This is a genomic window from Sphingomonas jejuensis (assembly GCF_011927695.1).
Taxonomy (GTDB): Bacteria; Pseudomonadota; Alphaproteobacteria; order Sphingomonadales; family Sphingomonadaceae; genus Sphingomonas_K; species Sphingomonas_K jejuensis.
This window is the reverse complement of sequence record NZ_JAATJE010000001.1, coordinates 430,148-448,359: the sequence shown is the minus strand read 5'-3', so window position 1 is coordinate 448,359 and position 18,212 is coordinate 430,148. Positions and strand designations below refer to the sequence as shown.

The following is an 18,212-nucleotide window of genomic DNA, read 5'->3' as shown; positions in this document are numbered from 1 at the left end:
CGGTCGCGAGGATCAATGCTCGACCTTTTCCATCATCCGCTGAAGCTGCGGGCCGACCCGTCCCGGGTCGTGGTCCGGCCCTTTCACCTGCCGTGGAAGGAGCCGACTGACGGCGAGCCCGACCGGACGGAGAAGCTGGCGCGCGAGGTGATGCGCCTCGACATGCGCACGGTGCGATCCGAGCTCGCCCTGGTGCGCCGCGATTTCGAGCAGCGCCACTGGCAGACCGAGCGCGTCTTTGCGCAGCGTTACCAGGAGATCGAGCAGCAGGTCGGGTTCGACGGCAGCTCGCTTCGGCCCGAGATGCGGCAGCTGATCGGCGCTTATTTCTGCCACGAGTACAGCTATGCCGCCGCCGCACTGATGAACCCCAGCGTCGTGCGCCATCCCGATCAGTCGGGCCTGCAGCCCGGCGCCGTCCGCTTCCTGATGTCGCTGCGCGCGGTCGGCGAAGGGCACATCTCCTCCATCGCGTTTCGCGAAGGCATCATCACGGCCGATCGCGAGCTTGAGCTGATGCCGGAGCCGCCGTTCGCGACAGCGGCCAATTCGGTTGAGGTCGGCGCGAACCGGCTGGACGGGGCGGTTACCGTGCACCGGCACGAAGACAGCACGCTGTCCGGCACCGTGATCTTCCCGATCACGGAGGCGCAGCGCAACGGTCTGGAGGACCTGCGCCTCGTCGAGTTCACGCATGACGACGGCCGCACCGAATGGCTGGGCACCTACACTGCCTATTCCGGCCATTCGATCCGGTCGGAGCTGATGCGGACAACGGACTTCCGCTCGTTCACGCTCGAACCGATCGAGGGCGATGCCGCCCGCAACAAGGGGTTGGCGCTGTTCCCGCGCGCGCTCGACGGCGGCTACAAGATGATCGGGCGGCAGGACGGCCAGAACCTGTACCTGATCGAATCCGACCGGCTCGACCGGTGGGAAGGCGGCCGCATGATCCTGGAGCCGCGCTTCCCCTGGGAGCTCATCCAGATCGGCAATTGCGGCCCGCCCATCGAACTGGACGAAGGCTGGCTGCTGCTGACCCACGGCGTCGGCGCGATGCGCAAATATTCGATTGGCGCTGCGCTCCTGGACAAGAAGGACCCGTCCAAGGTGCTCGGCCGGTCGCGCCAGCCGCTCATCTCCGCCGCCGACGAGGACCGGGAAGGCTATGTCCCCAACGTGGTCTACACCTGCGGCGGGCTGAAGGTCGGGGGTGACATCTTCATCCCCTATGGCGTCGCAGATTCCAGCGTGGCGTTCGCCTCGATCAGCATCGAAAGCCTGGTCGCCAACATGTAGGCCGCACGCGGGCAGGCATCGACGCCTGCCCGCCCGCACCGGCGATCAGCGCGCCTCGACGACCTGTTCGATGGTGCCGAAGATCGGGTGGTGGCGATCGTCCTCCGCCCAGATCCGCACGGTGTCGCCGCGCTTCAGGAACGGGGTGACCGCCTGGCCGCCCGTGATCGTCTCGATCGTGCGCAGCTCGGCCAGGCAGCTGTAGCCGACGCCGCCATCGGGGATCGGCTTGCCCGGGCCGCCATGGGCATCGCGGTTCGACACGGTTCCCGATCCGATGATCGTGCCCGCCCCCAGCGACCGGGTGCGCGCGGCATGCGCGATCAGCGTTCCGAAATCGAAGGTCATGTCCTCGCCCGCATCGGCGCGGCCGAACGGGCGGCCATTGAGGTCGACCATCAAGCGGCGGTGAAGCTTTCCGTCCCGCCACCAGGAGCCGAGCGCGTCCGGCGTCGCGAACACGGGGGAAAAGGCGCTTGCCGGCTTCGACTGGAAGAAGCCGAAGCCCTTCGCCAGCTCGGCGGGGATGAGGTTGCGCAGCGACACGTCGTTGGTGAGGCCGACGAGGCGCACCGCGGCAAGGGCCTCCTCTCGGCTGGCGCCCTGCGGCACGTCGCCCGTCACGACGACGACCTCCGCCTCCAGGTCGCAGCCCCAGCTTTCGTCCGCGAGCGGGATGGGATCGCGGGGCCCGAGGAAGCCGTCCGAACCACCCTGGTACATCAAGGGATCGGTCCAGAAGCTGTCCGGCAGCTCAGCACCCCTGGCCTGACGAACCAGGGCGACATGGTTCACATAGGCCGATCCGTCGGCCCACTGATAGGCGCGCGGCAATGGTGCGGCCGCTTCGCGCTCGTGAAAGCGGTTCCGCGGGATGGCGCCATGCTCCAGGTCGGTCGCGAGGTTGCGGAGCGACGGCTCCACCACCGACCAGTCATCCAGCGCCGCCTGCAGGGTTGGAACGATGTGCCGTGCCTCCGCGCACCAGGCGAGGTCGTTTGAGACCACCACCAGACGTCCGTCGCGGCCATCCTTGAGGCTTGCCAGTTTCACGCCGCTCTCCCGATCAATATCGCCGCCATGGTTGCGGCATTGCGGGCAGCCTAGGCGCTTACCCGGCGAACTTCCACTCGGGCACGCCGGGCACGTCGACGCGGAAGGTGAACAGCCCGCCGGCGAGCGGCTGGGACGCGCGCTCTTCGTCCGACAGGCCGGTGCGTGCGCTGGTGACATAGGCGGTTCGCCGGTCGTCGCCGCCGAACACGATCATCGTCGGCCGGCTGACCGGCAGCGGCACAGACTGCACGACCTCCCCATCCGGCGCGATGCGGACGACACGGCCACCGTCGAACAGCGCCGACCAGTAGAAGCCTTCCTCGTCGAACGATCCGCCGTCCGGACGTCCCTGCCCGTGCGGGAACCGCACCAGCGTCCGTTCGCCCGACAGCGCCCCGTCGCGATAGTCATAGCGCCGCAGCATGTGGCTGGGCGTGTCGGCATGGTGGAAATGCCCATCAAGGCTGAACGCCGCGCCGTTCGCGGTCATCATGCCGCCCTGCACGCTCAGGATCGTGCCGTCCGAATCGAGCCGGTAAAGGCCGGCATCGGGCGCGTCCTTCGCCGCGTTCATGGTGCCGGCCCAGAAGCTTCCGTCCGGTGCCACCCGCCCGTCGTTGAAGCGGTGATGCGGCCGGTCGGCCAGCATCTGCGCGCCAAAGGGCCGGACCGCTCCTTCGAAGCTGTCCACCAGCGCAAAGCCGGACGCGGTGGCCAGCACCAGCCCGCCCCCTTGCCGGAAGCCGAAGCATCCGACCGCCTCGTCGAAGGTCCGCACCTCGTCATGCCCGCTCCCCGGATCCAGCCGGTGCATTTCGCGCGCATTGATGTCGACCCAGTAGAGCCGGCCCTCATCCTCCAGCCAGCGGGGCCCCTCCCCAAGGTCGGCCTTGGCATCCAGCAGCATTTCGGGGGTCATCATGGCTCTCAATCAACGCGCGCATCCGATATGGCGCCGTCATTGAGCCTGTAGCCGCCTTCCGCCGTCGTCAACACGGCGTCCCGGCCGAGCTTCGCCCGGAGCCGCGAGACGTGAACTGCAATCGCATTGGTGCCGGTGTCGAACGATCGGCCGAGCACCACCGCGCGCAGCGTGGCGAGGGACACGGCCCCACCGGCGCAGGCCAGGGCATGCAGCAGCGCGAACTCACGCGGTGCAAGCTGAAGCCGGACGCCGCGCAGCCGCGCTTCCCGCTCGACGACATCGAGTTCGAGCCGGCCGCGAACAAGCCGCCCGCCCCGCTCCTCAAGGACGATCGCCATGATCTCCTCGGCCAGGGCCGACGATGCGCCGGCCGACGCATAGCGCACGCACAGATCACCGATCCTGCTTCGCAGCAGCGCCGTGCCCCCCTCCCGCATCGTCCGGAGCATAGTTGATCTGCGTCGGTCAGCCTCGCCGGTCGGCTCCGGATCGGATCATTATCTCCAATGCCGCCCGGCATTGTCGCGAGACCTGCGCGGCCGGATCGCCGGCGCCGCGGTCGAGCAGTTCAAGAGCGAGGTCCAGTTTGGGTGTCGCGTCGGCCAGCGCCAACCAGGCCGAGGCTCTGAGGCGTGCGCTCGGGTGGGTGCGGGCGAAATCGGTTGCGAGTTCCTGGCCGTCCGGACCGCCGATGTGCGCCACAATCGAGACGAGCGTCTCCGTGGCCGATGTGCCCAGAAGGCCGGTAATCACGCCTCCTTCGGGATCGAAGCGATATTGATCGCGCCATGGCAGCAGCGGATCCGTGAACATGATGTTGATCGACACCGACAGGCTGTCCGGTGGAAGCTGGCGATGAACGTCGCGGTGGGCGCGGTACATCATCGTACGACCGGGCGTGAGCCGGTCCCGGCCGCGCGGGACGAGGGCCACAGCCTCGCCCGGCAGGCCGGCTGCGCCGGCGCCGTCATGCTCCCAATAGTCGCTCCAGTAGCCCGGCCCATGATGCCCCGTGGTCAGGAAGGAGAAATTGTGATCATGGGCGACGCCGTAGAAGAAGGGCGCCGTACCACTCGCCCGGACGACCAGGTCGTCCGCCGCCGGCCAGATGGCCGCGCGCAGAAACCAGCCGGGTCCGCCCGGATGGAGGATCAGCACCTGCCCCCCATACCGGTTGCGGCCGTCCTGCCGTCCGTCGTCGTCCATCAGCAGGCTCTTGGCTGCCTGCGCGACCGCATCGGGGTTGGTGCCGAAGCGGTGCAGCATGGCGCCCGCCGCCGTCATCGCGTCGTCGTCGCGCGGGTCCACCGGATTGCGCATGAGCCAGTCGACCAGCACCTCCTGCGAGATCGGCGCGGCCGCAGGATCGACCGTAATGTCGCGCGGCATCAGGCGGCGCCCGAGTTCGACAGGAGCCCGCGGTGCGCGGCCTCTCGCACCTCCGGATGCGGGTCGCCTTCCAGTCGCAGGAGACTGGCGCGGCCGGCATCGTCGTCGAGCATCCCGATCAGGCGCGCTGCCAGCCAGCGGAGGCTGAAATCCCGAGCTTCGAGCAAGCGGCCGATCGCGGGGAGCGCGTCGGCCCGCGCCATGGACGTCAGCATGGTCGCCAGCATCGCGAGGCGCGACGCCCCGTCGTCGATCGCGCTCGCGCCCATGATCATGCCCTGGTCGTCGTGGACGCGCGCATAGCATGAGCGGCCGGAGTGGATCGCGGCGCGCAGCAGCACCGCGGGACGATCCACGCGCCAGAGCATCCCGTCGCGCCGCCCGTCCTCCCGAACGATCCGATCGGCGCGCAGGGCGTGCCAGCGCCCGGCGATCAAGCGCGGCGCGTCATGCAGCGTGAACGCGTCGTCGATCGGCGAGCCGCGCCATCGCTGCACGGCGGCCGATCCGGACAGCAGGCGGTGGAGCACCACCTGTCCGCCGACCCGCACGCTGGGTGGAACCGGGGCGACATTCCGCAGAACGAGCGAGACCGTCGCCTGCGCGGACGACCCGATCACCACCGCCCGCTCCGGGCCCGCCGCGGTTGCAATCAGGGGCAGCTCGAGCAGCGGCTCTGCCGCGATGAGGTCGGACAGGTCGACCAGAAGCGGACGGATCCAGCGGACGTCCTGAAGCAGCGGTCGCAGCCGCCGTTCCATTTCCGCCGCATGCGGTGCCGGAGACGTCAGCAGGTGCTGCAATCGCCGGAGGTCTGGCTGGCGTTCGATCGCCGTGCGCGCGCGAGCGGTCGCGCGGGTGAGCCGGCGGGTTATCGTCCCGTCGTTCAGGCTTCGATCGAGACCAGCGGTGGAGGGCATCGCTCAGCGACGGGTGGGGTCGCCCGATGCAACGGCGATGACGATGTCGAACGGCGTCGCGTCGGCCGCGGCGCCGATCATGGAGCCGAACAAGCCGATGCGGCTGGGCAGGTCCGGAAGGGCGCGAGCAGCCGTCCGGTGCACCGATCTGCGTTGGGTCGTCATGCCGATAGCCTCCTTGTGCAAGCCTGGAGATGCTTAGTTGAGGCAGGGCACCCGACCGAAATTAAGCTTTCGAAATCGGCCGGTCGGCAGTGCCGTAACGTCAAGGCCCAGGGCGTCTGCCGCACTGACGCCGGGGGGCTGGAAATGCGTCCGCGTCGCTGACAAGACAGCGACAAACCAAGCTGATCGAGGAGCGATGTCATGGCAGCTGTCACAACGGAAAAGCATGGATCTGTGCTGGTCGCGACGGCGAACAACCCGCCGGTCAACGCGCTGTCGGCCGACGTTCGCGTCGGGCTGGACGCGGCCATCAAGGAAGCCGCGGCCGACCCGGAGGTCACCGCCGTCGTGATCGCGTGCGCGGGTCGAACCTTCTTTGCGGGTGCGGACATCACCGAGTTCGGAAAGCCGCCGGTCGAGCCGTGGCTGCCGGAGCTGGTCGACCGCATCGAGCGATCGGAAAAGCCCGTGGTCGCGGCGATCCACGGCACCGCGCTTGGCGGCGGCCTGGAGGTCGCGCTTGGCTGCCATTACCGCATCGCCGTTCCGTCGGCGAAGCTCGGCACCCCCGAGGTGAAGCTCGGGCTCCTGCCCGGCGCCGGCGGCACCCAGCGCCTGCCGCGCCTGGCCAATGTCGAGCTTGCGCTGAAGCTTGTGACGTCGGGCAATCCGATCGGTGCCAAGGAAGGCCAGGCCGCCGGCCTGATCGACCGCCTTGCGAGCGAGGACGGCCTGCTCGACGAGGCGATCGCCTTTGCGCGCGAGGTCGCCGACAGCCGCCCGCTGCCGCGCGCCAGGGACAAGACCGCGTCGGCCGAGCCCGGCCAGTTCGATGCCTTCCGCCAGGCCAACGCGCGCGCCTTCCGCAACCAGCACGCGCCGGAGAACAACATCAAGGCCGTGGAAGCGGCCGTTTCGCTGCCGTTCGACGAAGGCATGGCCAAGGAACGCGAGCTGTTCATGCAGCTGATGTTCGGGACGCAGTCCGCCGCGCTGCGCCACATCTTCTTTGCCGAGCGCAAGGCCGCCAAGATCGACGGCATCGATGATGACATCACGCTGCGCCCGATCAACCGGGTGGGCATCATCGGCGCGGGCACGATGGGTGGCGGCATCGCGATGAACTTCCTGACCGCCGGCATCCCCGTCACGATCGTGGAGATGCAGGCCGAGGCGCTGGAGCGCGGCACCGGCACGATCCGGAAGAATTACGAGGCCACGGCCGCCAAGGGTCGCATGAGTGCCGAGCAGGTCGCAGGCGCGATGGGTGCGTTGTCGCCCACCCTGGACTTCGACAAGCTGGCCGAGTGCGACCTGATCATCGAGGCCGTGTACGAAAGCATGGAGGTGAAGAAGGAGGTCTTCACACGCCTCGACAAGATCGCGAAGCCGGGCGCGATCCTGGCATCGAACACCAGCTACCTCGACATCAACGAGATCGCGGCGGTGACCAGCCGGCCGCAGGACGTGCTCGGCATGCACTTCTTCTCGCCGGCCAACGTCATGAAGCTGCTGGAGATCGTGCGCGGCGACAAGACCGCCGACGACGTGCTGGCAACGGCGATGGCGCTGGCCAAGACGATCAAGAAGGTGGCCGTGGTGGCAGGTGTGGCATACGGCTTCATCGGCAACCGCATGCTGATGCCGCGCCAGGTCGAAGCGATGAAGCTTCTGATGGAAGGCGCCACGCCCGAACAGGTCGACCGGGTGCATACCGAGTTCGGCATGCCCATGGGGCCGTTCCAGATGTCCGATCTGGCCGGCGTCGACATCGGCTGGCACCGCGACCCCGCCCGCATCGAGAATGTGCGCGACGCACTCTGCTCGGCAGGCCGGTGGGGTCAGAAGACCGGCAAGGGCTTCTACGATTATGACGAGAAGCGCCGTCCGACGGCGTCGGCGGAGGTGCAGAGCATCATCGACGAGTTCTCCGCACGGTCCGGGTCGGTGAAGCGCGAGGTGACGGACGAGGAGATCCTGGAACGCACCGTCTACCCGATGATAAACGAGGGGGCGCTGATCCTGGCCGAAGGCAAGGCGCAGCGCGCGTCCGACATCGATGTGGTCTGGATCTACGGCTATGGCTTCCCGCCGTACAAGGGCGGCCCGATGTTCTGGGCCGATCAGGAGGGTCTGGGGAAGATCGCCGCCGGCCTTGAGAAGCACGGCTTCGAGGTCGCGCCGCTGCTGCGCGAGAAGGCGGACGCCAACGGGCGCTTCAACAAGTAGTCGGGGCTCATGGGATCACTCGGGCGGCGCCATCGTTCCGTCGCCCGAGGAGAGCTGACATGGACATCTCAAAGGGCGACGTTGTTGAGCGACTGGCACGGGTGCTGACCGCCCAGCGGCTCAGCATCAACGGCGAGGGCGACCTCGCTTCGGCCGGCGATCAGGTCGACGCGCAGTGGCCGGAGCACCGTGCCGATGCGATCGCCATCCTGAAGGCGCTGCGGGAGCCCGACCGGGCGATGGCGGCGGCGGGCGACCCGGCGGTCTGGTCCCGCATGATCGCAGCCGCGCTGGCGGAGTGACGGTTCCGCCGCGTCAGTTGACGTCGCAGATCGCCACGCGGATCGCGCCTGCCGCCACCAGCTGCTGAAAGCGGGTCACGGCCGCCGCCTCGCTGTCGATAGGGGCGGAATAGCCGCCCGCCGACATGCCCGCCAGCGCGGTCAACGCTTCCGGACGGGTGGTGAGAACGCGGCCACGCCGTTCGCTGCCTGCCGAATTGACGCCCACGACCTGCCCATCGAGGTCGAGCGTAGGGCCGCCGCTGATGCCCGACAACGGCAGGTCGAATTCGGGGATGCGTTCCACCTCCGCCCAAGCCAGCGTCGGTTCGCCACGATCCCCGCGGCGGACGGTCGCCTGCCCAATCAGTTCGCTCAGCACGACGGCGGGTTGCCCCTGCGGAAAGCCCATATGGACGCCCGGCTCGCCCGGCTGCGGTTCACGGCCGGAGATGGCCATCGTCACGTCGTTGTTGATGCCGCCCACGATGAGTGCGGCGTCGCTCGACCGGCTTTCCACCACACGGTCCACGGCGATCGCGCGGCGACCGGCGTCGATGATGCCGATGCGATCGCAATATTGCGTGACATGCTGCGCCGTCAGCCAGCGGGCATCGCCGGGAACAGCGAACACCGTTCCCTGACTGTCGCGTCCGGGCTCCATGTCCCCGACCACATATTCGTCGCGCGCGCCCCAGGCCGGGCGCCGCGGCGACGATCCGCCCTCGGCATAGCCACGCTCAAGCGCTGGCTGCCGCCCCCCGCCGCCGAACAGCGCGGCGAGGATGGCGAAGAGGATGAAGGGAAGAAGCGAACAGCCGCGCATGGACGGGCGATCAGCCCGCGACCGCCGCGGCGACCAGCAGCGCGACCGCGACCTTCAGCGCCGCCAGCAGCAGCGCCGCCGGCATTTCGTCCCGTTCGATGCGGCGCGGCAGGTCCTTCAGGACCAGGTCGGCAAGCTTGAACAGCAGCACCTGGATGGCGAGGATCACCACGCCCCAGATCACCACGTCCCAGCCGTTGATCGAGGCCGACAGGCTGGCGGCCATCGGAATGGCGAGCCCCAGCGCTGCCCCGCCAAGCGAGACGGCGGCGGACCGGTTGCCGTCGCGAATCAGGCGAAGTTCGTTGTGCGGCGTCAGCGCCATGTAGATCAGCAGCGCGGCGAACAGGATCAGGAGCGACAGGCCCAGGTGCAGAAGCAGGACCGGGAGGCCCGCCAGCAGGCTCTGCACCACCGGCTCCATTCCATCCGCACCCATTGTTGATCCCTTCGACCCAAATTGACGCCCGCCTTAGCGGATCGGCGGTGAGGTAACAGCGGCAGGAGGTCGATCGTTCCGCCTGCGTCTTGACCATCGTCCTACACTGCGGGTTCGGCGCCGGGCAGCACGCGGCGGTGAACGATGCGTCGTTCCGTCAGCGCCGTCACCATGACGATCAGGAGCCCGGCCAGTTCCGGCGCGGTGTAGAGCGAAAAGCCCAGCACCTGCGTGCGGAGCACGGCATCGACCCCGTGGAGCGAGGTGGCCCTGATCAGCAGGAAGGCGACGAGCATGGCCGTTGTCACGGCCGCGATCGCGACCGGCCGACCGGCACGCCCCACCGCCGCGCGGATGGCGTGGAGCGCCACGCCGCCCACCAGCGCGGTCGCCACGATGAAACTGGCCTGCAGCGGCCGGCGATCGGCATACCAGCCGCCGGTCTGCGACGCCGCGCGCAGGGCATCGACCGTGCCGGAAAGCAGGCCGTAGCGACGATCGATCGCCCCGAGCACCAGCACCGCCGTGATCGCCAGCCAAACGGGCCGCGCTTCACCGCGGCGCTTGCGCGCCGGAATGCGGCCGGTGGCATCGAGGACCCGCGACCCGGCGGAGAGCGTCGTCGCCGCCGCCGCCAGGTAGAGCACCACCACCGCCCAGGCGAACGGCCCCACGGCCGTCACGCCGATGGACCTCAGGCCGCCTTGGCGCGGCTCTGACGCTTGCGCTCGTGCGGATCCAGGAAGCGCTTGCGCAGCCGGATCGACTTGGGCGTGACTTCGACGAGCTCGTCATCGTCGATATAGGCGATCGCCTGTTCCAGCGTCAGCTTGCGCGGCGGGGTCAGCCGGATGGCGTCGTCCTTGCCGCCGCTGGCGCGGAAGTTGGTCAGCTGCTTGGACTTCATCGGATTGACCTCGAGGTCATCCGGCTTGGCGTTCTCGCCGATGATGATGCCTTCGTAGAGCGGGTCGCCCGGCGCCACCATCAGGATGCCGCGCTCCTCCAGGGCGTTCAGCGCGTAGGCGTTCGCCTCGCCCGACCCGTTGGAGATCAGCACGCCGTTGCGCCGCCCTTCGATGTTGCCCTTGTGCGGGCCGTACTTTTCGAAAAGCCGGTTCATGATCCCGGTGCCGCGCGTGTCGGACAGGAATTCGCCATGATAGCCGATCAGGCCGCGCGACGGGGCGGAGAAGGTGATGCGCGTCTTGCCGCCGCCCGACGGACGCATGTCGGTCAGCTCGGCCTTGCGGATGTTCATCTTCTCGACGACGGTTCCGGAGAACTCCTCGTCCACGTCGATGACCACCGTCTCGTACGGCTCCTCGCGGCCGTTTGGGCCGTCCTGGAACAGCACGCGCGGACGGCTGATGCCGAGCTCGAACCCTTCGCGACGCATGGTCTCGATCAGCACGCCCAGCTGAAGCTCGCCGCGGCCGGCGACCTCGAAGCTGTCCTTGTCGGCCGCTTCGGTGACCTTGATGGCGACGTTGGATTCGGCTTCGCGGAGCAGGCGGTCGCGGATCATGCGGCTGGTCACCTTGGTGCCCTCGCGGCCCGCCATCGGGCTGTCGTTGACGGCAAAGCGCATCGACAAGGTGGGCGGATCGATCGGCTGCGCGTGCAGCGGCTCGGTGACTTCCGGATCGGCGATGGTGTTGGCGACGGTCGCCGTGGTCAGGCCGGCGATCGAGATGATGTCGCCCGCCTGCGCCTCGTCGACCGGCACGCGCTCCAGCCCGCGGAAGGCCAGGATCTTCGACGCACGACCCGTTTCCACGACGTTGCCGTCGGGATCGAGCGCGTGGATCGGCATGTTGGTCTTGACCGTGCCGCTCTGCACCAGGCCGGTCAGGATGCGGCCGAGGAAGTTGTCGCGATCGAGCAGGGTGACGAGGAACTTGAACGGGCCGTCGGTGTCGGCCTTGGGCGCGGGCACATGCTCCACGATCTTCTCGAACATGGGGCGCAGCGTCCCCTCCCGCGCTTCCGGATCGGTGCCGGCATAGCCGTTGCGACCGGACGCGTAGAGCACGGGGAAATCGAGCTGCTCGTCCGTCGCCTCCAGCGACACGAACAGGTCGAACACCTCGTCCAGAACCTCCTGAACGCGCGCGTCCTGGCGATCGATCTTGTTGACGACCACGATCGGGCGCAGGCCCAGCGCCAGCGCCTTGCCGGTGACGAACTTGGTCTGCGGCATCGCGCCTTCGGACGAGTCGACCAGCAGGATCACGCCGTCGACCATCGACAGGATGCGCTCCACCTCGCCGCCGAAATCGGCGTGGCCGGGCGTGTCGACGATGTTGATGCGGGTGCCTTCCCATTCCACGCTGGTGCACTTGGCCAGAATGGTGATGCCGCGCTCCTTCTCCAGATCGTTGGAGTCCATCGCGCGCTCCTCCACCCGCTGATTCTCGCGGAAGGTGCCCGACTGGCGGAAGAGCTGGTCGACGAGGGTCGTCTTGCCGTGGTCGACGTGCGCGATGATGGCCACGTTGCGCAGCTGCATGAGTGTTCCTGATCTGAAAGGATGTTGCGGCGCGCCATAGCCGAGCAGGCGCGTTTGGGGAAGCCCGCGTCGGCATGAGGCTTTCGGCTGGCCCGAACCCCCGCGGACTGCCAAAGCGCGGGGGAATGTCACGCCTCCGCCGCCTGCTGCCCGATGCCTTCATCCTGATGCTGCTGGCGACGGTGGTGGTGGCGAGCGTGGTGCCGGTCGGCCCCGAGACGCTGGAGCGCGTCGGGATCGTGTCCACGGCAGCGATCATGCTGTTGTTCTTCGTGCATGGATTGAGGATCCGGCCGGCGGCGGTGCTCGCAGGGGTGCGCCACTGGCGGCTGCAGGGCGGCATCATGGCCTTTGGCTACATCCTGCTTCCGCTTGTCGGCGTCGGGATCGCGGCGGCAACGGCGCCGCTGCTGGGCGGCGGGGTGGCGGCGGGGTTCATCTTCCTCGCCGTGCTGCCCACCACCGTGCAATCGTCGATCGCCTACAGCTCGCTGGCAGGCGGCAACGTGGCCGCGGCCGTTGTCGCATCGGCGCTGTCCAACATCGCAGGCGTGCTGCTGGCGCCGCTCCTGTTCGCGTTGCTGGCGCATGCGGGGGGCGCCGGGTTCAACGCCGACGGCATCGCGCGCATCGCCGCCATCCTGCTGCTGCCGTTCATGGCAGGCCAGGTGTCGCAGCGCTGGCTGGGAGCCTTTGCGGAGCGGCACCGCGCCATCCTTGGCCGGCTCGACCGGCTCACCATCCTGCTGGCGGTCTTTACCGCCTTTGCCGAGGCGGTCGCCGACGGGCTGTGGTCGCGGGTGGATGGCGAGACGCTGGCGATCATCGCCGCGGTGACGGCCGGCGTGCTCGCCCTCGCCTTTGCGGGCGCCTGGTGGCTGGGGGCGATCCTGCGGCTGGAGCGGCCCGACCGGGCGACGCTGCTGTTCGCCGGCGCGCACAAAAGCCTGGCGACGGGGGCGCCGATGGCGCGCATCCTGTTTCCGGGCGGCGATGCGGGGGCCATCCTCCTCCCCCTCCTGCTGTATCACCAGCTGCAGCTGATGCTGTCGGCGGTGATCGCCGCGCGGCTGGCAAGAGGTCCGTCGACGGACACGCCTTCCCCATCGGCGAAACGCGCTTGAATGGCGGCCGGCAGGGTCTAGTTTCTGCTGACGACCGCGGGGAAGGACGAACGACAAGATGGCGACCACCGAAACCAAGCTTGCCGAGCCCGATCTGGTGCTGACCGCGCCCGATCCCGTGCCGGCCGTCGCGCCCGAAAAGGCGTCCGGGCTGGTTCCGCTGAAGCCGGAGGAGCGCACGGAGCTCGACAAGAAGGTCGATGCCTTTGTCGAGGATCTGGCGGCGCAGGACGTGAATTCGCCCGAGTTCGGCCGCCGCGTCGACAGCATCACGGCCTTGGGCCAGAAGGAGATCCGTGCGGCGGCGGGCGAGAGCAACCGCTTCCTCGATCGGCCGGTCCGCGCGATGGATCAGGAATCGGGCGTCGGCACCGACTTGGCCGAGCTTCGCCGCACCATCGAGGACCTGGATCCGGGCAAGCGCGGCAACCTGCTGGCGCCCAAGAAGCTGTTCGGGATCATCCCCTTCGGCTCGAAGATCCGTGATTATTTCGACGGCTACAAATCGGCGCAGAGCCACATCGCCACGATCCTGGCCCGCCTGCAGGGCGGCAAGGACGAGCTGTTGATGGACAATGCCGCGATTGGGACGGAGCGGCAGAAGCTGTGGGCGGCGATGGGCCGGCTGGAGCAGATGATCCACATGTCCAAGGCGCTCGACCAGAAGCTCGAGGACCGGGCGCACGAGCTGGACGCCACCGACCCGGCGAAGGCCAAGGCGATCCGCGAGACCGCGCTGTTCTACGTGCGGCAGCGCACGCAGGACCTGCTGACGCAGATGGCGGTGACGGTGCAGGGCTACCTGGCGCTCGACCTCGTCAAGAAGAACAATGTCGAGCTGATCAAGGGCGTCGACCGGGCATCGACCACCACCGTGTCCGCGCTGCGCACGGCCGTGACGGTGGCGCAGGCGCTGACCAACCAGAAGCTGGTGCTGGAGCAGATCACCGCGCTCAACACCACCACCGCCAACATCATCGATTCCACCGGCAAGATGCTGAAGGACCAGACCGCCCGCATCCACGAGCAGGCCGCGTCGGCGACCATCCCGCTGGAGACGCTCTCCCGCGCGTTCCAGAACATCTACGACACGATGGATTCGATCGACGCGTTCAAGCTGAAGGCGCTCGACAGCATGAAGACCACCGTCAACACGCTGTCGAACGAGGTCGAGAAATCGCGCGGCTACATCGCCCGGGCGGAAGGCGCCGAGGGCGGGGCGATCGGCAGCCGGAGCGAGCCGTCGCTGCTGGAGGCGCTGCCCACGCGATGATCGACAGCCAGCAATTGATGATCAAGGCGGAGGAGCTGCTCCACCGCATGTCGCCCGAGGGGCGCGAACGCGCGCGACGCGCGCGCGAACGCAAGGCCGCGCGCGCCAAGCGGCTGTTTAAGCGCATGTTCTGGGGCGCGCTAACGGTGGTCGCGGCGACCATGTTGTGGGCCGGGATCGTCGGGCCGATCGGCATGGGCGGCGTCCTGCTGGCGGCGATCGCGCTGGTGCTGGTGTTCGCCGGGGTGCTGATCTTCTCCAGCGAGGCGCCGGTTGCGCCCGAGCAGCTGCGCGACGTGGACCTGACCCGCCTGCCGCAGCAGACCGAGCGCTGGCTGGAAGGGCAGCGGCCCGCCCTGCCCGCCCCGGCGCAGCGGCTGACCGACCAGATCGGCGTCCGGCTGGAAGCGCTGATGCCGCAGCTGCAGGGCCTGGACCCGCAGGAACCGGCCGCGCAGGAGGTCCGCCGCCTTGTCGCAGACGAGCTGCCCGAACTGGTTCGCGGCTATCAGCGCGTTCCGCAATCGCTGCGGCGGCAGACATCGGGCGGGACGAGCCCTGACCGGCAGCTGGTGGATGGATTGACCCTGGTCGACGAGGAGCTGAAGCGGATGTGCGAGCAGCTGGCGTCGGGCGACCTCGACAAGCTGGCGACGCAGGGCCGTTACCTGCAGCTCAAGTACAAGGGCGATCCGCTCGGCTGACGGCGGACCCGGCGGGGTCAGGCGTGGAGGCGCCGCGGTGAGCGGCGGCGGATGGCGAAGCCGACCAGCGCGAAGCCGCCGATCATCATCGCCCAGCCCGCAGGCTCGGGCACGGCGGCGCCGCCGCCCGGGGCTGCCGTCAGGCCGGTCAGCCTGAGTTCCAGCGCGCCCTTGTCCACCGTGAGGCCGGTTGCGAGGTCGAGCTGGTAGAGCCGGTCGGCGACCCGCCCGTCGTTGAAGAAGGCGTCGCCGTTTGCCGCGATGTCGAAGCTGGCATTGGCGTTGATCTGCCGGTCAAGCGCGGCGACCGCGGTCAGCGTGCCGCCATCAAGGATCGACAGCAGCCCGACATTGCCGGGGCCGTTGCGGTCAAGCACGTAGAGATCGCCGTTCCAGGCCGCCGCCACGACATTGGGGTTGGCGGCCCCGGCACCGGGCGCATAGCCGATCGGCTGGCCGGCGGAAGCGAGCCCGGTGAGCGGGTCGACCGTGAAGACGCGGTCATCGATGGTGACGAGGCGGAACAGGTTGGCGGCGGCGTCATAATCGAGGCCGGCATTCTCCGTGCCGATGTTGAGGCCCAGGTTGACGCCGACGCGGCGCGCGACGCCGTCATAGCCGATGGTGTAAAGCGCGTAATCGCCGCCGCCGATCGATCCGAGCGCGTAGAGCGTGTTGTTGGAGCTGTTGAGGTCGAGCGCGAACAGGTCGACGCTGCGGTCGACGTCGCCGGTGATGGCGATGTTGGAGGTGAAGCTGCCCGCCGTTTCGCTGTTGAAGGAAACGAGGTTGCGGCCGGACTGCGCGCTGGTGAGGCCGTAGAGCGTGGCCGCGGCATGGGCGGCGCCCGTTGACGCGACGGCGGCGGCGGCAATGGCTGCCGCCCGGATGAAACGCTTGCCCGGCATGACCCTGTTCTCCCTGGCCGTCCGGTGTTCAGCGGCCACGTTAACCATTTAGGCCATTGATTTTCCTCGCGCTCCCCCGAGGCGGGACAATCACCGACCCCCTTTTGAGGGGAGCGGCACGGGGTCAGACGCGCGCAGGCGACACCCCTGTCGGCGCAAGCGACCAGCGATGTGGAGAGTGGATGCCCCGCGAGGATTCGAACCTCGATAGACGGAATCAGAATCCGTAGTCTTACCATTAGACGACGGGGCAACGAAGGCGCGCGAATAGGCGGGGAGGCCCGCCCTTGTCAACGCATGAGCGTTCGCTTGCCGGGTCGCGGGCGGCTCGCTAGGCTCCCCCCCAAGTTCGTCGTCCGGCCAGGTGCCGGCCCGGCGTGAAGGAAGGAAGTGGCTGCCGGCATGGTTCAAACCGCCCCGGCGCCGATGTCGCCCGCACCAAGACGGGCGGCGACGCGCCAGACGATCGATCCCCGGTCGCGTCGCACCTATGCGGCGCTGGACCTGGGCACCAACAATTGCCGCCTGCTGATCGCCCGCCCCGCCGGCGAGGGTTTCGTCATCGTGGATGCCTTTTCCCGGATCGTCCGGCTGGGCGAGGGCCTGGCGGCCAGCGGGCGCATCAGCGACGCGGCCGTCGACCGGGCGATCTCCGCGCTTGGCGTCTGCGCGGAAAAGCTGCGCCGCCGCCATGTCCATGTCGCCCGGTCGGTCGCGACCGAGGCCTGCCGCCGCGCGAGCAACGGCGGCGAGTTCATCGAGCGCGTCCGCCGGGAGACCGGCATCATGCTGGACGTCATCTCCGCCGAGGAGGAAGCGAGGCTCGCCGTGCTCGGCTGCCATGTGCTGCTGGAACCGGGGACCGGGCCGGCCGTGATCTTCGACATCGGCGGCGGATCAACGGAGGTCGTGCTGGTCGATACCGCGGGGCCGCATCCGCGGACCATTGACTGGTTTTCGGCACCATGGGGCGTCGTGTCGCTGACGGAGGTGGAGGAAGTCGCAGGCACCGACGAGGCGGCGCGGCTGGCCGCCTATGCGCGGATGCGGGCGCGGGTGACGGCGGCGTTCGCGCCGTTCGCCGCCCGGCTGGCGGACAGCGGCAAGCTGCCGACGCGGCTGCTCGGCACCAGCGGCACCGTGACGACGCTGGCGAGCGTCCACCTGAACCTGCCGAGCTACGACCGGCGCGCGGTCGACGGGCTGATCGTGCCCGCCACGGCGATGCGCGACATCAGCGCGCGGCTGGCGGCGCAGTCGATCCCCGAGCGCGCCGCGATCCCCTGCATCGGGCAGGAGCGCGCCGACCTGGTGGTGGCGGGCTGCGCGATCCTGGAGTGCATCATGGATATCGTTCCCGCCCCGCGGCTGGGGGTCGCCGACCGGGGCATCCGCGAGGGCATCCTGCGCACGCTGATGGCACATGGGGAGCCGGGCGCATGAGCCGCTTCGGATCGGGCGGCAAGCAGCGGGTCAAGACGGCGCGCAACCGCACTGCCGCGTCCACCCGCTGGCTGGAGCGCCAGCTGAACGACCCCTATGTCCAGCGCGCGAAGGCGGAAGGGTATCGCAGCCGGGCGGCGTACAAGCTGATCGAGCTTGATGAGCGGTTCGGCCTGCTGCGCGGCGTCGGCCGCGTCGTCGACCTGGGCGTGACGCCGGGCGGCTGGGCGCAGGTGGTGCGCCGCCGCCGCCCGCAGGCCACGGTGGTCGGCATCGACCTGTTGGAGACCGACCCGATCGAGGGCGTGACGCTGTTCCAGATGGACTTCCTGGCGGACGAGGCGCCGGCCCTGCTGACGGAAGCATTGGGCGGCCCCGCCGACCTGGTCCTGTCCGACATGGCCGCGAACACGGTGGGCCACCAGCAGACCGACCATCTGCGGACGATGGCGCTGGTGGAGGCGGCCGCCGATTTCGCGGTGCGCACGCTCAGGCCCGGCGGAAGCTTTGTGGCAAAGGTGCTGGCGGGCGGTGCCGACAGCGAGATCGTCGGCTTCCTGAAGCGGCACTTCGAGGTGGTGAAGCATGCCAAGCCGCCCGCGAGCCGCAAGGGATCGTCCGAATGGTATGTCATCGCCGAGCGGCTGAAGGCCACCGTCACCGCCGACGCGCCGGCCTGAGCGCGGCGGCCTGATGGCCGGCGGGGCGCCGGGCAGCCC

The 18,212-nt window shown here is 68.9% G+C and carries 19 protein-coding genes and 1 tRNA gene; 8 read left to right on the top strand and 12 right to left on the bottom strand.

Annotation, left to right across the window (positions count from 1 at the left end; translation table 11 throughout):
- Window positions 1-15 precede the first annotated feature (15 nt).
- Complete coding sequence (locus GGR88_RS02250) at window positions 16-1,299, top strand: glycoside hydrolase family 130 protein (RefSeq protein WP_167952562.1); 1,284 nt, start codon at window positions 16-18, stop codon at window positions 1,297-1,299.
- Window positions 1,300-1,344: 45 nt separating this feature from the next.
- Here GGR88_RS02250 and GGR88_RS02245 read toward each other — a convergent pair whose 3' ends face one another.
- The 6 genes from GGR88_RS02245 to GGR88_RS02220 are packed head-to-tail and all read right to left on the bottom strand — an operon-like array spanning window position 1,345 to window position 5,754.
- The gene (locus GGR88_RS02245; RefSeq protein ID WP_167952560.1) at window positions 1,345-2,352 is read right to left on the bottom strand and encodes a fumarylacetoacetate hydrolase family protein; all 1,008 of its coding nucleotides are present in this window, start codon (window positions 2,350-2,352) and stop codon (window positions 1,345-1,347) included.
- Window positions 2,353-2,410: 58 nt separating this feature from the next.
- The gene (locus GGR88_RS02240; protein WP_167952558.1) at window positions 2,411-3,277 is read right to left on the bottom strand and encodes an SMP-30/gluconolactonase/LRE family protein; all 867 of its coding nucleotides are present in this window, start codon (window positions 3,275-3,277) and stop codon (window positions 2,411-2,413) included.
- A gap of 5 nt (window positions 3,278-3,282) precedes the next feature.
- A complete protein-coding gene (locus GGR88_RS02235; protein ID WP_167952556.1) occupies window positions 3,283-3,729 on the bottom strand; it encodes a winged helix-turn-helix domain-containing protein in 447 nt (148 codons plus the stop codon).
- A 16-nt stretch (window positions 3,730-3,745) separates the two neighbouring features.
- Window positions 3,746-4,669 carry a transposase gene (locus GGR88_RS02230; protein ID WP_167952554.1) on the bottom strand — a complete coding sequence of 308 codons (924 nt, stop codon included), beginning with the start codon at window positions 4,667-4,669 and terminating at the stop codon, window positions 3,746-3,748.
- The gene (locus GGR88_RS02225) at window positions 4,669-5,589 is read right to left on the bottom strand and encodes a HEAT repeat domain-containing protein (protein ID WP_167952552.1); all 921 of its coding nucleotides are present in this window, start codon (window positions 5,587-5,589) and stop codon (window positions 4,669-4,671) included. Before GGR88_RS02225 ends, GGR88_RS02230 begins: the two co-directional genes overlap by 1 nt.
- A 3-nt stretch (window positions 5,590-5,592) precedes the next feature.
- Window positions 5,593-5,754 (bottom strand): hypothetical protein, encoded by a 162-nt coding sequence (locus GGR88_RS02220; protein WP_167952550.1) that lies wholly within the window; start codon window positions 5,752-5,754, stop codon window positions 5,593-5,595.
- A 201-nt stretch (window positions 5,755-5,955) separates the two neighbouring features.
- On the opposite strand from GGR88_RS02220, the gene GGR88_RS02215 reads away from it, so the two are divergent.
- Together GGR88_RS02215 and GGR88_RS02210 are read left to right on the top strand one after the other, a co-directional pair.
- On the top strand, window positions 5,956-7,983 hold the full coding sequence (locus tag GGR88_RS02215) for a 3-hydroxyacyl-CoA dehydrogenase NAD-binding domain-containing protein (RefSeq protein WP_167952548.1): 2,028 nt from the start codon (window positions 5,956-5,958) through the stop codon (window positions 7,981-7,983).
- Window positions 7,984-8,042: 59 nt separating this feature from the next.
- Window positions 8,043-8,285, top strand: coding sequence for a hypothetical protein (locus GGR88_RS02210; RefSeq protein WP_167952546.1), 243 nt, complete (start codon window positions 8,043-8,045; stop codon window positions 8,283-8,285).
- A gap of 13 nt (window positions 8,286-8,298) precedes the next feature.
- Here GGR88_RS02210 and GGR88_RS02205 read toward each other — a convergent pair whose 3' ends face one another.
- From GGR88_RS02205 to typA, 4 genes are all read right to left on the bottom strand, one after another.
- The gene (locus tag GGR88_RS02205) at window positions 8,299-9,090 is read right to left on the bottom strand and encodes a S1 family peptidase (RefSeq protein ID WP_167952544.1); all 792 of its coding nucleotides are present in this window, start codon (window positions 9,088-9,090) and stop codon (window positions 8,299-8,301) included.
- Window positions 9,091-9,100: 10 nt separating this feature from the next.
- A complete protein-coding gene (locus tag GGR88_RS02200) occupies window positions 9,101-9,529 on the bottom strand; it encodes a DUF350 domain-containing protein (RefSeq protein ID WP_209023177.1) in 429 nt (142 codons plus the stop codon).
- A gap of 101 nt (window positions 9,530-9,630) precedes the next feature.
- Complete coding sequence (locus GGR88_RS02195) at window positions 9,631-10,212, bottom strand: hypothetical protein (RefSeq protein ID WP_167952542.1); 582 nt, start codon at window positions 10,210-10,212, stop codon at window positions 9,631-9,633.
- A gap of 11 nt (window positions 10,213-10,223) precedes the next feature.
- Window positions 10,224-12,041: a translational GTPase TypA gene (gene typA / locus GGR88_RS02190; protein ID WP_167952540.1), complete on the bottom strand. Its 1,818-nt coding sequence runs from the start codon at window positions 12,039-12,041 to the stop codon at window positions 10,224-10,226.
- A 125-nt stretch (window positions 12,042-12,166) separates the two neighbouring features.
- On the opposite strand from typA, the gene GGR88_RS02185 reads away from it, so the two are divergent.
- The 3 genes from GGR88_RS02185 to GGR88_RS02175 are packed head-to-tail and all read left to right on the top strand — an operon-like array spanning window position 12,167 to window position 15,142.
- Window positions 12,167-13,165 carry a bile acid:sodium symporter gene (locus tag GGR88_RS02185; protein WP_167952538.1) on the top strand — a complete coding sequence of 333 codons (999 nt, stop codon included), beginning with the start codon at window positions 12,167-12,169 and terminating at the stop codon, window positions 13,163-13,165.
- Between the two features lie 58 nt (window positions 13,166-13,223).
- Window positions 13,224-14,438, top strand: coding sequence for a toxic anion resistance protein (locus GGR88_RS02180; protein WP_167952536.1), 1,215 nt, complete (start codon window positions 13,224-13,226; stop codon window positions 14,436-14,438).
- A complete protein-coding gene (locus GGR88_RS02175) occupies window positions 14,435-15,142 on the top strand; it encodes a hypothetical protein (protein WP_167952534.1) in 708 nt (235 codons plus the stop codon). Before GGR88_RS02180 ends, GGR88_RS02175 begins: the two co-directional genes overlap by 4 nt.
- A 17-nt stretch (window positions 15,143-15,159) precedes the next feature.
- On the opposite strand, the gene GGR88_RS02170 is transcribed toward GGR88_RS02175, so the two are convergent.
- Complete coding sequence (locus GGR88_RS02170; RefSeq protein WP_167952532.1) at window positions 15,160-16,050, bottom strand: DUF4394 domain-containing protein; 891 nt, start codon at window positions 16,048-16,050, stop codon at window positions 15,160-15,162.
- Between the two features lie 179 nt (window positions 16,051-16,229).
- A tRNA-Gln gene (locus tag GGR88_RS02165) sits at window positions 16,230-16,303 on the bottom strand.
- Between the two features lie 173 nt (window positions 16,304-16,476).
- On the opposite strand from GGR88_RS02165, the gene GGR88_RS02160 reads away from it, so the two are divergent.
- The gene (locus GGR88_RS02160) at window positions 16,477-17,493 is read left to right on the top strand and encodes a Ppx/GppA phosphatase family protein (RefSeq protein ID WP_245196509.1); all 1,017 of its coding nucleotides are present in this window, start codon (window positions 16,477-16,479) and stop codon (window positions 17,491-17,493) included.
- Window positions 17,490-18,173 (top strand): RlmE family RNA methyltransferase, encoded by a 684-nt coding sequence (locus tag GGR88_RS02155; protein WP_167952528.1) that lies wholly within the window; start codon window positions 17,490-17,492, stop codon window positions 18,171-18,173. The genes GGR88_RS02160 and GGR88_RS02155 overlap by 4 nt, the downstream gene beginning before the upstream one ends.
- Window positions 18,174-18,212 lie beyond the last annotated feature (39 nt).